Annotated in this window: 16 protein-coding genes and 1 tRNA gene; 5 read left to right on the top strand and 12 right to left on the bottom strand. The window is 64.4% G+C overall.

Going from position 1 to position 15,270, the window contains the following annotated elements; all coding sequences use genetic code 11:
- The first annotated feature begins 110 nt into the window (after positions 1 to 110).
- Positions 111 to 1,088: a LysR family transcriptional regulator gene (locus ACQ86E_RS22470; RefSeq protein ID WP_431201849.1), complete on the top strand. Its 978-nt coding sequence runs from the start codon at positions 111 to 113 to the stop codon at positions 1,086 to 1,088.
- 205 nt (positions 1,089 to 1,293) lie between these two features.
- Here ACQ86E_RS22470 and ACQ86E_RS22465 read toward each other — a convergent pair whose 3' ends face one another.
- Complete coding sequence (locus ACQ86E_RS22465) at positions 1,294 to 2,130, bottom strand: NAD-dependent epimerase/dehydratase family protein (RefSeq protein WP_431206535.1); 837 nt, start codon at positions 2,128 to 2,130, stop codon at positions 1,294 to 1,296.
- A 53-nt stretch (positions 2,131 to 2,183) separates the two neighbouring features.
- Entirely contained in the window at positions 2,184 to 2,708 is a 525-nt protein-coding gene (rfbC, locus tag ACQ86E_RS22460) for a dTDP-4-dehydrorhamnose 3,5-epimerase (protein WP_431201848.1), read from the bottom strand.
- A 135-nt stretch (positions 2,709 to 2,843) separates the two neighbouring features.
- Here rfbC and ACQ86E_RS22455 point away from each other — a divergent pair, with 135 nt between their 5' ends.
- Complete coding sequence (locus ACQ86E_RS22455) at positions 2,844 to 4,076, top strand: methyltransferase domain-containing protein (protein ID WP_431201847.1); 1,233 nt, start codon at positions 2,844 to 2,846, stop codon at positions 4,074 to 4,076.
- Between the two features lie 10 nt (positions 4,077 to 4,086).
- On the opposite strand, the gene ACQ86E_RS22450 is transcribed toward ACQ86E_RS22455, so the two are convergent.
- From ACQ86E_RS22450 to ACQ86E_RS22425, 6 genes are all read right to left on the bottom strand, one after another.
- On the bottom strand, positions 4,087 to 4,296 hold the full coding sequence (locus ACQ86E_RS22450) for a hypothetical protein (RefSeq protein ID WP_431201846.1): 210 nt from the start codon (positions 4,294 to 4,296) through the stop codon (positions 4,087 to 4,089).
- A 127-nt stretch (positions 4,297 to 4,423) separates the two neighbouring features.
- Entirely contained in the window at positions 4,424 to 4,720 is a 297-nt protein-coding gene (locus ACQ86E_RS22445) for a DUF4118 domain-containing protein (RefSeq protein ID WP_431201845.1), read from the bottom strand.
- Complete coding sequence (locus tag ACQ86E_RS22440) at positions 4,717 to 4,842, bottom strand: hypothetical protein (protein WP_431201844.1); 126 nt, start codon at positions 4,840 to 4,842, stop codon at positions 4,717 to 4,719. The genes ACQ86E_RS22445 and ACQ86E_RS22440 overlap by 4 nt, the downstream gene beginning before the upstream one ends.
- A gap of 130 nt (positions 4,843 to 4,972) precedes the next feature.
- A complete protein-coding gene (locus ACQ86E_RS22435; RefSeq protein WP_431201843.1) occupies positions 4,973 to 6,166 on the bottom strand; it encodes an MFS transporter in 1,194 nt (397 codons plus the stop codon).
- A 52-nt stretch (positions 6,167 to 6,218) separates the two neighbouring features.
- On the bottom strand, positions 6,219 to 6,839 hold the full coding sequence (locus ACQ86E_RS22430; protein ID WP_431201842.1) for a TetR/AcrR family transcriptional regulator: 621 nt from the start codon (positions 6,837 to 6,839) through the stop codon (positions 6,219 to 6,221).
- A gap of 537 nt (positions 6,840 to 7,376) precedes the next feature.
- On the bottom strand, positions 7,377 to 8,333 hold the full coding sequence (locus ACQ86E_RS22425; protein WP_431201841.1) for an N-carbamoyl-D-amino-acid hydrolase: 957 nt from the start codon (positions 8,331 to 8,333) through the stop codon (positions 7,377 to 7,379).
- A 255-nt stretch (positions 8,334 to 8,588) separates the two neighbouring features.
- Here ACQ86E_RS22425 and ACQ86E_RS22420 point away from each other — a divergent pair, with 255 nt between their 5' ends.
- Together ACQ86E_RS22420 and ACQ86E_RS22415 are read left to right on the top strand one after the other, a co-directional pair.
- On the top strand, positions 8,589 to 8,813 hold the full coding sequence (locus ACQ86E_RS22420) for a hypothetical protein (protein ID WP_151650476.1): 225 nt from the start codon (positions 8,589 to 8,591) through the stop codon (positions 8,811 to 8,813).
- A 197-nt stretch (positions 8,814 to 9,010) separates the two neighbouring features.
- Positions 9,011 to 9,334, top strand: a complete 324-nt coding sequence (locus ACQ86E_RS22415) for a hypothetical protein (protein WP_431201840.1) — start codon at positions 9,011 to 9,013, stop codon at positions 9,332 to 9,334.
- Positions 9,335 to 9,367: 33 nt separating this feature from the next.
- On the opposite strand, the gene ACQ86E_RS22410 is transcribed toward ACQ86E_RS22415, so the two are convergent.
- The 4 genes from ACQ86E_RS22410 to ACQ86E_RS22395 all read right to left on the bottom strand — a co-directional run bounded on the left by ACQ86E_RS22410 (position 9,368) and on the right by ACQ86E_RS22395 (position 14,208).
- Positions 9,368 to 10,342 carry a tripartite tricarboxylate transporter substrate binding protein gene (locus ACQ86E_RS22410; protein ID WP_431201839.1) on the bottom strand — a complete coding sequence of 325 codons (975 nt, stop codon included), beginning with the start codon at positions 10,340 to 10,342 and terminating at the stop codon, positions 9,368 to 9,370.
- A 153-nt stretch (positions 10,343 to 10,495) separates the two neighbouring features.
- Positions 10,496 to 12,178 carry a type IIL restriction-modification enzyme MmeI gene (locus ACQ86E_RS22405; RefSeq protein WP_431201838.1) on the bottom strand — a complete coding sequence of 561 codons (1,683 nt, stop codon included), beginning with the start codon at positions 12,176 to 12,178 and terminating at the stop codon, positions 10,496 to 10,498.
- Positions 12,175 to 13,938: a type IIL restriction-modification enzyme MmeI gene (locus ACQ86E_RS22400; RefSeq protein ID WP_431201837.1), complete on the bottom strand. Its 1,764-nt coding sequence runs from the start codon at positions 13,936 to 13,938 to the stop codon at positions 12,175 to 12,177. The genes ACQ86E_RS22405 and ACQ86E_RS22400 overlap by 4 nt, the downstream gene beginning before the upstream one ends.
- 193 nt (positions 13,939 to 14,131) lie before the next feature.
- Positions 14,132 to 14,208, bottom strand: a tRNA-Pro gene (locus ACQ86E_RS22395).
- Between the two features lie 89 nt (positions 14,209 to 14,297).
- Here ACQ86E_RS22395 and ACQ86E_RS22390 point away from each other — a divergent pair.
- On the top strand, positions 14,298 to 15,266 hold the full coding sequence (locus ACQ86E_RS22390) for an L-threonylcarbamoyladenylate synthase (RefSeq protein WP_431201836.1): 969 nt from the start codon (positions 14,298 to 14,300) through the stop codon (positions 15,264 to 15,266).
- Positions 15,267 to 15,270: the final 4 nt, after the last annotated feature.

Raw genomic sequence — 15,270 nt, 5'->3', positions numbered from 1 at the left:
TCCCCTAGCGGGCGCCGCATCCAGTTCCCTCCTTGGTGGAGGTCAGTGCGGTCGGTCCCGGCACGAGGAGATTGACAGGGGGAGTTTAATAAGGAAAATTTCTATTCATAATGAGCGCCAAAGAATTTTCTTATAATAGTCCCGGCCACGCAGCGGTCCAGCTCCGGCATGTCACGATCCGGCAGCTCCGCTCGCTCGCGGCTGTCTCGGCCAAGGGCAGCGTCACGGCGGCCTCAAGCCAGCTCGGCCTGACCCAGCCGGCCGTCACCCAGCAACTCCGTCAGCTTCAGGACCTTGCAGGACTGCCGCTGGTGCAGCGGACCGGTGACGGCATGCTGTTGACGGAGGCCGGCAGGGAGGTGCTGACGCTCGCCGAGCGCGTCGAAGCCGCAATCATGGACTGCCAGGGCGCGCTCGATCTGCTTGCGGGGCGCACGGGCGGCACGGTGCATCTCGGCGCGGTCTCGACTGCGAAATACTTCGTCCCGCATGCGATCGCGGCCTTCTCCAAGCGGCATCCGAAGATCGAGATCAAGCTGACCATCGGCAATCGCGAGGAGATCCGCGAGGCCATGCACGGCTACGACCTCGACTTCGCCGTGATGGGTCGGCCACCGGCCGACGTCAGCGTCGACGTCCGTCAGCTCGGGCGCAATCCGCACATCATCGTTGCGCGCAAGGGGCACTGGCTGGAGACGGATTCAGGCCTCAGCCTCACCGATCTCGTGCACGAGACCTTCCTCACCCGCGAGCGGGGATCGGGCACGCGCACGCTGATGGAGGGCATGTTCCAGAAGTCCGATCTCGAGCCGATCGTCGGCATGGAGATGAGCAGCAACGAGACCATCAAGCAGGCGGTGATTGCCGGGCTCGGCATCGCCTTCATCTCGGCCCACACGGTGGCACATGAACTCGCCGAAGGCCGCCTCATCGTGCTCGATGTCGCGGGCCTTCCGATCGTCCGGCAATGGTACGTGATCCGCCGCAGCGACAAGGTGCTGCTGCCGCCGGCGCAGGCGATGTTCGATTTTCTCGGCTCGGAAGGCTCGAATTACCTGCCCGAGGTGCCCGAATTCGGTGGACAATAGCCCGCCGAACTTCACCCCATCAGCTTCATCGCGACGGTTGCCGCCAATACGACGACGATCTGGAGCAGGCGCTCCGTCGTGAAGATGCGGTTGAAGGTGGTCATTGCTCGCCCCGGCCGGCGTGAAGGAGATTTCGATCCGCACATTGTTAGCATAGGTGCGGACCTGGACAACTCCATAGCGCCACGGGTTCCGTGTGGCGTGCTTACGCTTTCCCCGCAAGAAGATCGCCCCACCACGCAAGATCGCGGTCCGCCCCGGCGGCGAAGCCGACGACCGGAACGCCTGCAATCACCGTGCGGAGACGGCCGATGTCGGCGGCAATGATCGGCTCGGCATCGACGCCCGTTGCGGCGATGGCGCCGAACCTGACCAGGTGCCGCGCGTCGAGACGATCGGCGAAATGCTCGATCACGCTGCGCAGGCTGCGCGGCGTGCCACTGGCAAGATTGATCGCGCCCGTCAGATCGCTGTCGAGCACGGCGGCGATCATGTGGGCGAGGTCATCGACATAGACGAAGTCGCGAAGCTGTGCGCCATGCGAACAATCGAAGGCTTCCCCTGCTCTCAGGCTCCTGATCAGCGACGGGATGAGGCGCTGCTCCGGCTCGTGCGGGCCGAACGGGAAGTACACGCGGCCCCAGGCGGCGCCTGCGGCGATGTAGGCCTCGGCTGCGCGGAGCTTGGCCTGCCCGTACCGCGTCGTCGGGCGGCATGGGCTGAGTTCGTCGCACAGACCGGCTTGCGGGCCGTATTCGAGGCAACTGCCGATGCCGAGGATCCGCTTTGTGCCGCACGCCGTCGCGCCCGCAAGCAGATCGATGCTCGCGTCCGCCCAGAGCCGGTTGACGGGATCCTCACGATAGCGGCCCGGCCGCGCCTCCCAGGCAAGGTGCACCAGATGCGTCGGGCGCGACGCGGACAGCACGTCCGCACGACCGGCACCGGACAGCAGATCGGCCATGTGCCAGGTCACGCCGGCCGTCACCGTCTGCGGCATCCGCGCGACGCCATGCACCTCGAAGCCGCGATCGAGCAACACAGGCACCAGCGCGCGGCCGATGAATCCGGACGCACCCGTGACCAGTGCCCGCTTCATGACAGATAAGGCAGCGCGCGATCGCGCGCGGACAGGATCGGATTGGCAAGCGGCCACGCGATCGCAAGCGACGGATCGTCCCAGCGAATTCCGGCCGCCCCTTGCGCGTCATAGGGCACGTCGATGAAGTACATCAACGCGGTCCCGTCCACGATCGTCTGGAAGCCATGGGCACATCCGGCGGGAACGAATACGGCGTTGTGGCGATCGGCGGCGAGCTCGACCGAGCACCATTGGCCATAAGTCGGCAGCGATCGGCGCAGATCGACGATCACGTCGAACGCGCGGCCGGCGATGCACCGCACCAGCTTGGCCTCCAACCGTCCCGCCTGGTAGTGCAGGCCTCGCAAGGTACCGGCACGCTCGTTGTGGGACAGGCTGTGCTGGACGAAATGCGTGGGCAGGCCCTGCGCCGCGAAGGTCTCGCTGTCGAACAGCCGGGCGAAGAATCCGCGCGCGTCGGTCTCAGGTTCGATCCCGATTTCCAGGACGCCTGGCAGGGCCAATGGCGTGAACTTCATGTCAGGCGCTCCCTCCCGAACACCCATGGCGAATTTCGCTTTTTCGTTGCATCGCGCGCAGCGATGTCGGACCTTCTCTGGCTCCGGAGGACTCACTAGCAGCCGACGCAGAGCGGCACAACAAGGGCGCTTGCCATGACCGGGCATCCATGCCGCTTCTGCGCCGAGGTCATCGACGACACCTTCGTCGATCTCGGCCGGTCGCCTCTGGCGAATTCCTTCGTGCCGCCCGGGCGGGCGGACATCGACGAGCCGGTCTACCCGCTGCAGGCCTATGTCTGCCACGGCTGCGGCCTGGTCCAGCTTCCGCAGTTCGAGCCCGCAGCGAGCATCTTCGACCAGTATCTCTACTACTCCTCTTATTCCGAGAGCTGGCTACGGCACGCCGAGGCCTACGCCGCGGAGATGATTGCGCGCACCGCTCTTGGAGCAACATCGGAAGTGATCGAGATCGCCAGCAACGACGGCTATCTCCTGCAGTATTTTCGGCGCGCCGGCATCCGCGTGCTCGGCGTCGAGCCGGCCGGCGGACCCGCGTCGGTCGCGCGCGCCAAGGGCATTGCGACCAGGACCTGCTATTTCGGCCGCGACACCGCCACGATGCTCCGTGCCGAGGGCCACAGGCCCGACCTGATCGTCGCCAACAACGTGCTGCCGCACGTGCCCGATCTCAACGACTTCGTCGCGGGCCTGCGCGTCCTGCTGCCCGAGACCGGGTGCATCACGCTCGAGCAGCCCTCTCTCCTGCACCTGATCGAGCAGATCCAGTTCGACACGATCTATCACGAGCATCTGTCGTATTTCTCGCTCGCGACGGCCGAGACGATTTTTCGCGCGCATGCCTTGCGGGTCTTCGATGCGGACGAGCTGCCGACACATGGCGGCTCGCTGCGTCTGCACGTTTGCCACGAAGCGGCATCTCATGGGTCCTCGCCGGCCCTCGACAGGCTGCGCCGGCGCGAGGCTGCGGCGCGGCTGCACCAGCCTGAGACCTATCGTGGTTTTCGCGAGCGGGTTGCGGCCAAGCGCGCGGCGATCCGCGACTTTCTCGTCACGGCGCGGCGCGCGGGGAAGGCTGTACTCGCCTATGGCGCGCCCGCGAAGGGCAACACGCTGCTCAATTATTGCGGCATCACGCGCGAGCTGATTCCGTTCACCGTGGATCGCAATCCGCACAAGCAGGGCCTGCTGCTGCCGGGAACGCACCTGCCGATCCGCGATCCCGCGGCCTTGCTCGCGGCCAGGCCCGATTACGTCTTCATCCTGCCCTGGAATCTGAAGGACGAGATCATCGCCCAATTGCCGGAGGTTCGCGCCTGGGGCGGACAGTTCGTGGTGCCCGCGCCGGTTCTTTCGATCGTGTCCTGATGGTTAACGATCAGGCAGCGAGCGAGGTGGTGTAGTCCGCGCGCGTCGCGAAATAGGTCTCCAGCTCCGACAGCGCCCGCTCTTCCCATTCCCTGGCCTGCTCCAGCAGCGACCCGCGCTGGCCCGGGCGGAATGCAGCGGTCTGGCGATAGAGCGATGCGATGCCGCGGTAGCGGCGCACGTTCTCAAAGATGGCGTGACCGTTGATCTGGCCGTTCATGTCGAAAACTCCCTCGTCATTCCCGGGGGAGAAATTGCGGCCAAATCTTTTTCGAAAAGTTAGCGGCGCGCAGCAGATGCGCTGATGGTTGCCGGACTGTTGCGCGGGCGCAACGCGCGCAGCCCGTTTATTGCGGATTCGTTGCCGCGCTGTCGCCCGAAGACTTCAGCCCGCCGCGGCTGACGATCGCCGCCGTCTGGCGGCAGAGATCGGCAAGGCCGATCAGGAACACCGCAAGCAGGAAGAACAGATTGATGGAATCCGCATCGGCACTGGTCAGCGAACTGAACTGGAAGAACGGCGGCACGAACGCCCACCACACCAGCGGAATGGTGAGCAGCGCTGCGAATGTCGCGGCCGGAGCACCGGCGACGAGCCCGACCACGAAGACGCTGGGCAAAAATGCCGCGAAATAGAGTTTCACACCGAGTGCGACACAGCCCCCTGGAGCACGGCCGATGCCGCGACGACGACGAACCCGAGCAGAAATGCCTGCCACGACCATGGCCGTACTCGCGGTACGCCGAACAGTTCCGCACGCCTCATCAGCCTCCCCCTGCCACCTGTTAACCAGGCCCGCTTGCGACCAAAGTACTACAGCCGCAGGGAAACCGCGAGGCGGAAATTGCGCCACGGCCGGCTTGGTGAACGGCCGTCGGAGCGCACAATCGTACCGTTACTCGGTTGCCGCATAGAGCAGACCGGCAACGGGCAGCGCCAGGCCGATTCCGGCGGCCAGCGTCCAGCCGCCTTGCGCGAAGGCCCAGGCGCCGACCGCGGAGCCGGCGGCGCCGGCCGCAAAGAACGTCGCCATATAGAGGCCGTTGAGGCGGCTGCGGTTCTCGTGCCCGAGCAGGAAGATGGCACGGAAGCCGAGCACGACATTGCCCTGGGCGCCGAGATCGATGGCGATCGCGGCCACGATCAGGCAGGCGAGGTTCAGCGCCGATCCGGCCGCGCCGATATAGCTGACGAGGAAGCCAAGGGCCGCCAGCAGCATCGCGACGAGGGTTGCAACGCGGCTGTGACCACGGTCCGCGAGCCGTCCTGCGATCGGCGCCGAGAACACGCCGGCGACGCCGGCGAGCGCGAACAGCGCGATGCCGCTCTGGGTGAAGCCGAATTCGCGCGCGAGCTGGAGCGGCGCGACCGTCCAGAACAGCGTGAAGCAACTAAACAGGCTCGCCTGGTACAGCGCGCGGCGCCGGAGCAGCGGCGTGGTGCGCACCAGATGCGGCATCGACAGCAGCAGCGTGCCGTAATGCATGCGCGCAACCGGCTTGCGCTTGGGTAGCGTCATCCACAGCACCGCAGCGAGCCCGATCATCAACGCGGCGGAGGCGAAGAACACCGCATGCCACGACAGCGCCGCGGTGACGAAGCTCGACACCGGGCGCGCCAGCATGATGCCGAGCATCAGGCCGGTCGAGACGTTGCCGACGACGCGGCCCCGGATCGCCTCCGGCGCCAGATGCGCCGCATAGGGAATGATCACCTGCACCGCGACTGAGCCGACGCCGATGAACAGCGCCGCGACCAGGAACGGCAGCGCATGGGTGGCGAAGGCCGCCGCCAGCAACGCCGCAGCGCCGAGCATGATGATCGAGCAGATCAGGGCGCGGTTCTCGACGAGATCGCCGAGCGGCACGATGAACAGCAATCCGGTGCCGTAGCCGATCTGCGTCATGGTGACGATCAGCCCGGCCGCGGCGTGCGACAGGCCCAGCGCGGCGCTGATCGGCGCGATCAGCGGCTGGGCGTAATAGATGTTGGCGGCGATCATGCCACAGGCCGCGGCCAGCACGAAGGTCAGTCGCTGCGACACCGCAGCCGGCCCCGGCGCGGTCTCGATCGTGGCATTCATCGTCATTCACATGGTCTCCAAACAATAGGGAACAATCGTTCCCCAACAAGACAGGAATTCAGGCAAGCAGCTTCATCGCGGCGCCGACGAGGCGGTCGCCGTCGAGCGGCAGGCGGGCCTTGCCGACGACGCGCAGCCCCTGCGTGATGCAGATCATCAGCCGCGCGGTGTCGTCGACCACGACGTGGCGGGGAATCGAGCCGTCGGCCTGCCCCTCGCGAATGAGGCCGGCGATGAAACTCTCGTTGGTCTGGAGCTGCGCGCTGACGCGGGCACCGACGACGGAATCGACCGCCGACAACTCGACCGCGCTGCCGACCACGAGACAGCCGCGCCGGCCTTCGCTGCCCTGGGACTGCTCGACATAGGAGAGCAGCACGTGGCGCAGCCGCTCGCGCCCATTTGCGCCGCGCGCGGCAGCACTGCGGGTCTGCTCCTGGCGCCGCGCCGTGTAGCGCTCGAAGGCGGCGAGAAACACCGCATGCTTGTCACGAAACGCCTTGTAGATGCTGCCGGTGGCGAGCCGCATCGCCGCGGTGAGGTCGCCGATGGACGTGGCGTGATAGCCGCGCTCGCGAAACACCCGCACCGCGCGGTCCAGCGCGATGTCCATGTCGAACTCTCGGGGACGGCCCGGAGGACGGGCAGATGATTGCGATCGGCGGGCGGCTTTTTGCATTGCGGGATAATAGGGAATGATCGTTTCCGAATAAAGACACGTGGTTGTGATGGGGGATGGATGGGCAAAATTGCCGGGTCTCGCGTCCCGGACGCGCTGCAGCGCAGAGCCGGGGTACGGGAGCGGAGTGGGTCGCACATACTCCTCGTCATTGCGAGCGTAGCGAAGCAATCCAGCGTCTTTCCGCGGAGGGATTCTGGATTGCTTCGCTGCGCTCGCAATGACGGAGGTATGAGGCAATGGCCCATGACCTCTCGCGCACGACGCTGCCGCGTCCACCGCAGGCCCGGCTCGCAACTCCTGACGACGTACGATCGCCCCTCAAGGAAGAGACGGGATGGCCGACACATACGCTATTTCCGAATTTCGGTAAAGTGGAATATTTTGTGAGAAGAGATTGACGGCCCCGCCGGTGTTTTGCCCGACGGGCAAGATCTCGTAGCCCGGATGGAGCGCAGCGCAATCCGGGGATCTTGCCACACGCGAGAGCCGCCCCGGATTCCGCTGCGCTCCATCCGGGCTACGGGAGAGAGCGCCTCACCCCTTCCGCACCGGCGTGCCGTCCGCCATCGTCGCCACGCCCTTGCGCTCGACGATCATCCCATAGGCCTTCGGCTGGCGGTGAATGTCGAAATTGAACGTCGTGCGCTTGTAGGAGTTGCAGAGATCGAGGTCGCAGCGGGCGAGCGCGATCTCGTCGCCCTTGGTCGTGCACCGCGCGATGATCTCGCCTGATGGCGCGACGATGCAACTGCCGCCGATGTGATCGACGCCCTCCTCGACGCCGGCCTTGGCGACGCCGACCACGAAGGTGCCGTTCTGGTAGGCGCCGGACTGCATCACCAGATGATTGTGAAACAGCGAGAGATCGTCGTGCTCGGGCGCGGGCGGATTGTGCACCGGCGTATTGTAGCCGATCATCACCATCTCGACGCCCTGCAGGCCCATCACCCGGTAGGTCTCGCTCCAACGGCGATCGTTGCAGATCGCCATCCCCATCACGCCGCCGAACGCCTCGGTCACGCCAAAGCCGCTGCCGGGTTCGAAATAGCGCTTTTCCAGATGCTGGAATTCACGCCACGGCTCGTGTTCGGCATGGCCGGGCAGATGGACCTTGCGGTACTTCAGGACGATGGCACCGCTTTTCTCGACGAGGATGGAGGTGTTGTAGCGCCTGACAATGCCGGCTTCGACCGTCAGCTCGGCGTAGCCGAGGCAGAAGCCGATGCCGAGCTGGCGCGCAAGGTCGAACAGAGCCTGCGTCGCCGGCCCCGGCATCTCGCGCTCGAAGAAGCTGTCGATCTCGGCCTGATCCTCGAAATACCAGCGCGGAAAGAAGGTGGTCAGCGCGAGCTCGGGATAGACGATCAGGTCGCAGCCGTTTGCGTGGGCCTGACGCATCAAGGCCATCAGCCGCGTCACGACTTCGGTTCTCGTTTCGCGTCTTGCAACCGGGCCGAGCTGGCCAGCCGCAACATTCACAAATCTCGCCACGCGTCTTTCCTTCGTTCTTTCCCGGAGTTGCGACGGCAAGCGCGCTTTCGCGCGGCGCACCGTCGCGGCGCGCTACATGCAGATTCCGCGCCTGTGGAGCTCACGGCGCAAGGGCGAGTCGACCTGCAGTTCGAATCAGGGAACCATCGTTGCCAATCTGCAACGGTTCCCTGCGGCCTGAAGCCGGACAAAACAAACTCCCATTCCGGCCACGAACCCTGCTCACAACGCCGTGAGACTATCAGGGGAACGACGATGCGTGCACAACGCGTTTGGAAAGTGAATGGGGCCGCCAATATCGGGCACCTTCAATCGAGACTGGACGACCTCAACAAGCGCCTCAGCCAGCTTGAGAACCAGCATCCGGACAGCTGGAAGGTTGAAGAACTGAGATCGAGCGCGCTCAGCCTGTCGCGGGAGATCGACGACATCCGCTGCGCCGAGGCGACGGCGGCATTGAGCGAGCTGTTGCGGAAATAGCCGGGTCGACGGCCCGCCGCGCCTGGAACCAACCCCACTCGCCGCCATTGCCATGCTGAGCATGGAGCGGATCATGACCAGACACCTGACGCGAGCCCATCTCGCGCGCGGAGTGGCCGGCGCGGTGTCCACGCTGGTCCTGTGCGCGACGATGGCCTTCACCATCGCGCGCCACTTTGCGCTGTGAGGAGTTCGACATGACGGATCCCGAGGAGTTGGTGCGGCTGCAAGGCTACGGCGAGATGACGTTGCGCACGGCCGTCACGACCTTGATGCTGCTTGCGCCGCGCGAACGCCCCGACGCCGCCATCTTCCGCGTCCGCGACGACGTGCGACTTGCCTCGAGCGAAATTGCCGAACTCGCCTCGGAATGGGGCATCACGCCGTCGCCCGAGATCAGGTCGCCGAAACTCGCACCCGAGCAGCATTGGACGCACGTGGTTCGCGGCATGGTGCGCGAGGCGCCGCTGTCGGCGCTGCTGGTCGCGTTCATGATCGGCGTGGTGGTGACGCGGCGGTAGTCTCGCGATAACCGCCGGCTCCAGCAGGACCGATCACTTCTGCTCGTTCGCTTTCATGTCCTCGGCATAGGGACGCAAAGCCTCGGACATGGCGTCGAGGCGTTTTTGCCACTCGGCGCCCGGCAGAAAGGCTATCACCGGTTCATCGCCCGGCGAGCCCGCCAGGTATTCGGGATTGCGCAGGCCTTCGGCGATCCCGGCTTCGAGCTTCCTGACGATGTCATCCGGCACGGCCTTCGTGACAGCGAAGCCGCGTTCTGCCGTCGACGTGACCGGAAAGCCGACTTCCTCTGCCGTGGGAACATCTGATAGCGATGCAAAGCGTTTCTTCGACAGGATCGCGAGGACGCGAAGCGGCCCCTTGGCGTTGCCATGCAATTCGGGGATCTCGCTGAGACTGACCATCCCGACTTGCAGATGCCCGCCGAGCAGATCGGTCCGCTGTGCCGCCGTTCCCCGGTAGGAGATCTCGTTGGGCTCGACCTTCGCGGCTGCCGCGAGCATGCGAATGGCCAGATGTCCGTTGGTGCCGGCGCCATTATGACCGAACGTCACCGAGCCCGGCTTGCTGCGCAGTGCGGCGATGACATCCGGCAGAGTGTTGAACTTGCTGTCGGCGGGCACCACGATCACGTTCGGATCCTCGACGACTCGTGCGACCAGCCGGATGTCGTCCGTGGTGTATTGGGTTTTGCGCGTCATCGGCAGGAAGTTGTAGCCGGGCACGTTGACGACGCCGATCGCATAGGCATCCGGCGCCGCGCGCGCGATCGCTGCAAACGCGATCTCTCCGCCGGCGCCGGGCTTGTTCAGGACGACGAACTTCGCCTTGCCGCCCAGCGCGCGCTCGACGAAGGGAAGCAGCTTGCGCGCCATCACATCGGTCCCGCCGCCGGGCGCAAAGCCGACAACGACTTCGATCGGCTTGTCCTCCGGCCACGCGGCCCATGATGGCCCGCAGGCCGCGAAGCCAAAGGCAGTGGCGAGCGCGATGATTTTCCTGGTCATGATTTCCAGCCCTGTTTTTTGTTCTTGGCCGATCGCGCCGTCGAATGGACCATCGACTGTCCGCTCATCTAGCCGTCAGCAAGACCAGCTGGCAACCGGTTATCGACGCGGAGGGGACTGAAGCGGCGGGACCGAAATGCGATAGCGCCTGGTTCACGCAACACGACGCAAGGCAAATTCCTTGCCGTCGGTGGTCACGTGGCCAAGCCGGGCGAGCGACGCCAATACGCCAGCAATCTTGGTCTCGCTGGCCTTGGCCTTGCGGAATTGCGCGGCAATCGCGGCGGCATCCAACGGCACTGACGCCTGCGCCAGCGCGGCGAACACGGCGGCCGTCTGCTCGACCGCGTTGGCCGGAAACGACGGCTTCTGTTCCTTGGCAGTCACATCGAGCTGCGCCGCGACCTGCATGCCCGCCTCTTCCGCCGCCTGCTTGTCGAGCCCCTTGGCAAAGCGCGGGATCTGATAATCCGGTCGCAGCCAGCGGACGAGGCCACGCCTCTCCTCGGCCGCGCGCTCCTTGTTGAGCGCGACCAGCCGAGCGAGAATTTCTTCGTCAGACAAATCGACCTGCCAGCCGTAAGCCTGTGCAACGGCTGCATCGAGTCGATCGTGAAGCTCCTCAAGTATTAGCACAAAACCATCCTCGAATATTGTTCGCTGCTCGTTTGCGAGAGTGTCAAGTGTAGTGCCAGCCCGCAAACTTTCGAGCACGTTGTAGAGGCCCGTCAGCGTGAGGTGTTGATGCTCCGCCAGAACCCGCTTGCGATGAGTGTCGATTTCTTCCGCAATTAAGCGAATCTCTTGCTTCTGAATGTTGTTCGCCCTGGGGAACGGAAATGGATCGAAGCAACGGGACTTTGAATAACGCGGATCATTGCCGACACCCAACCATCCACCTGCCCGTAGCGCCCATGTCACATGCACGCGCGACGATAAAACACCAAGATTGTGAGCGTCATCGGAGGCAATCGCTAAGAGCATATTATCAGGAAGAATCGATGCATCGAGAAACTGAAAAACGCGATGTTTGGTCGTTTCCGCAGTCACTATATAGCGCTCAAGGCCATCAAGCGCAGGGCGCAACTCTTGCCGCGGCTTTCCAAATATCCACCAGAGTTTGGCGTAAGCTTGCGAGTCTTTGCTGCCGGATCGAATGGCCTCTTTCTCACGCTGGATTTTAACGGTTGATAGCAAATGCTGATAAACTTCAGGGAACGACGCACGTGTCTGGTCGGAATTAAGACCATAGAGATCGATTACCATCACGTCGCGCGGGCGTGCTGCTAGGTCTCGTCCGTTACGGTAGGGGCGAATATGTTTCTCGAGGCCCGGGCGCTTACCAAGACCCAGAAGCGACGCCTCATTTGACGTCACGATGAAACCAGGACCATGAAGCTTCACGCCCGGCGAGCATACTCCCTCGTTTGAGAGGAGCGCTTTGGCCGACGTGATATCTATACCCACGGTCAAATCGGAATTGACCCGGCCCGCTATTTCACGAAGCTCTATGTCAGGCGCATCAGTGTCGAGCGCTGCTTCTGAGATGACTTCACGTAGCACACCATCTTGCATTCCGGCTTCGCCAACCGTCATCGCAATGCGAACTTGGGCTGCCTCTTCGCTAGCTTTAGTCCACGGGTGATCATTAATTGCCATCACCAAGGAGATAGGTTTCTTTGCGTTCAGGTGCTTTTCCATTACGCGGCGCTGAAACACTTGCGAGATCGAGTTTGTAGTGACGAAGCCGAAACGACGCAGCAACGTCCCTTTACGGGTCAAAATCTCCGCAGCACGATCCCACCAATACATGACGAAATCAGCGGACTCGTTCATGTGCGGATGCGCAGCCCAAAGCGCCTCGGCGAGCGGCCCCCAAGCCGCGCCCGAATGTCCTTGCCGCCAATAAACGGCGGATTGCCAACGATGAATTCCGCCTTGGGCCACTCGGGCCGCCGCGCGTTTGGATAGCTATCCTTCCCGTCGACAATTCTTGGAACTGGCTCACCGTCCCATGTCAGAACCGCGTTCTTCACCTCGATATTTCTGAACGCACGCAGGATTGGCTCGTCCGGCGGTCCTCCCTTGGTCCGGAAGTGCCACTGGAGATAGCCGATCCACAACACCAACTCGGCAATCGCCACCGCGCGCGGGTTGATCTCGAGTCCGAGGAACTGATGCGGATCGACCGCGTGCGATCCGAGGCCATGCAGCGCTTCCTGCCCGCCCAGATCCGCCATCGCCTCGAGCACCTCGCCTTCGAGGCGCTTCATCAGTTCCAGCGAAACGTAGAGGAAGTTGCCGGTGCCGCACGCGGGGTCGAGAATGCGGGTTTCGCAGAGCTTGTCGTGGAACGTACTGACCTCGCCAGCTGCACCTTTAAGGTCTCCAGCCGCACGCTTCGTCTCCGCAGTCGCTTGGACGTTGCGCCAGTCCTCGCGCAGCGGTTCGATCACGGTCGCGATGACGAGACGCTCGACGTAGGCACGCGGCGTGTAGTGCGCTCCGAGCTTCTTGCGCTCGTCCGGATCAAGGGCCTGCTCCAGCAATGTGCCGAAGATCGACGGATCGACCTCCTTCCAATTGTAGCTCGCCGCCTGGCGCAGTTCCCCGATCTCCTCACGGCCGATCGGCAGCGCAGCCTTGCTCCTGAAGAACTCGCCGTTGAACTTCTTGACTTCGACTTCGAGCGCATGCGCCCAGCCGCCGGTGTTCATCGCTTCCCAGAGTTGGGTAACCTTAGGCACGAAGGCGACCGGATTGGCTTCGCAATCCTCCAGAACCTTCTTGAAGGATTTTTCCGGCAGAAGCCCGACATCCTCGGCGAACATCGTGAACAGGCAGCGCATCAGGAACATCGCCACGTCCTGCGCGGCGTAGTCCTTCTTCTCCAGCGCTCGCGAGACCTGCGCCAGCCGGCGCGCAATGTCGCGCGTGACCTTCGCCGAAGCCTGCGCCGGGTCCAGCGAGGTCGGGGCGCACCAGATGGCGTGCAGCCGTTTGCGAACGTCCTCGCTGCGCAAATCTTCGAGGTAGACACGAAAACCCTGGCGGTCCGGAAACTGGGTGTAATTCTTGCCCTGGCCGGAGAAATCGGCATAGACCTCGATGCAGTGGCCGACGTCGCAGACGAGAATGAAGGGCGGCCAGCCATGGGACGTCGGCAGCGCACGGGCGTATTCCTCCGCCTGCCGCTTGGCATTCATCATGAGAACGTCCCAAGCCCGATCGGCTCCGCGCCGTCCGCGCGAAACATTTGGACCTTCGGCCGCGAACAGGTCGTTCTGGCCCTTGATCTCCTTGGCGCCGCCCTTGGCCCGGCTCTGCTTGGCTTCGAGGACGAAACTGCCCTTCTTGTAGAGATCGATGCGACCGAGCGCGTCACCGTCGTCCTTGTGCCGGGTGACGACCCGCTCGAAGACGTAATCGTTACGCTCGTGGGTCGCTCCCGCCGGGGTCGGATGCTCCACGCCGATAAGATCGCAGAGCTCGGTCAGAAAGAGCGCGTAGTTTGCGCGTTCCTGTCCCCCCTCTTGTCCCTGCCAGCGAGCGATGAAAGTTTCGACGGATTGATGGCTTTTGGTGTCCTGCCCCATCACCGCAACCTAGCGAGATCGCGTCGGTGAGCAAGTGATCATGAAGGACTACGAAGCCATGCCACGCGCACAAGCCGCCCTGCCCGGCCAAATCGGCCGTGGACCCGTCCGGAAAATCGTTGCAGAAAGGGCGCTCCCGAGGCGACGGCGGCCGGTCCGCCAAGCCTCTGGAAAACGTCAACTTTTGAAATCTTGGTCGGAGTGGCAGGATTCGAACCTGCGACCCCTGCGTCCCGAACGCAGTGCTCTACCGGGCTGAGCCACACTCCGACAAGAGGCCGGCTTATAGCGTCGGGTGTGGCGCACTGCAAGCTGCCGGTTTGAGGAATTTCGTCCCAGTGAAAACGGGTCTTGAAACGATGATTTTACCGGCCGGCGAGGCCGCTGCCGAAGCTGCGGCCCGGCGGCTGGCCGCCGGCGGGCTGGTCGCGTTCCCGACCGAGACGGTCTACGGGCTCGGCGCGGACGCCGCCAATGCGACCGCCATCGCCCATCTCTACGCCGCCAAGGGCCGGCCGGCGTTCAATCCGTTGATCGCGCACGTCGCCGACCTCGCAGCCGCGCAGGCCATCGGCCGGTTCGACGCCCGCGCGCTGCGGCTGGCGGAGGCGTTCTGGCCGGGGCCGCTGACGCTGGTGGTGCCGAAGACAGAGGGCTGCCCGGTGGCCGATCTCGCCACCGCCGGCCTCGACACGGTCGCGATCCGCATTCCCGCCCACAAGGTGGCGGAGGCCATCCTGCGGGCCTTCGGCGGGGCCGTGGTAGCGCCGTCCGCAAACATCTCCGGCCATGTCTCGCCGACGCTGGCCGCCCATGTCGCAAGCGACCTTGCGGGGCGGATCGACCTGATCGTCGACGGCGGGCCGGTCGCGGTCGGCGTCGAATCGACGATTCTCGGCTGCTTCGACGCGCCGATGCTGCTGCGGCCCGGCGGGCTCTCGCGCGAACGGATCGAGGCGGTGCTCGGCGCGCCGCTGGCGCGGCCACCCGTGGAGGCCGGCAGCGACGACAGCCAGCCGCTGGCGCCGGGCATGCTGGCCTCGCATTACGCGCCGCGCGCCCAGGTGCGGCTCGACGCGCGCGATGTCGCCCCCGGCGAAGCGCTGCTGGCATTTGGCCCTGCGCGTCTGCCCGGCCTTGACGCCGCGTCGGCGGTCATGAATTTGTCGCCCGCCGGTGATCTCGATGAGGCGGCCGCGAACCTGTTCGGCCATCTTCGCAGCCTCGATGCCAAGGGAGCACCGACGATCGCGGTGATGACGATCCCCGGCGAGGGACTTGGCGAGGCGATCAACGACCGGCTGCGCCGGGCGGCCGTGGCGAGATAAGAGC

Source organism: Bradyrhizobium betae, from assembly GCF_050632175.1.
Taxonomy (GTDB): domain Bacteria; phylum Pseudomonadota; class Alphaproteobacteria; order Rhizobiales; family Xanthobacteraceae; genus Bradyrhizobium; species Bradyrhizobium betae_B.
This window is presented reverse-complemented; position numbering and strand designations above follow the sequence as displayed.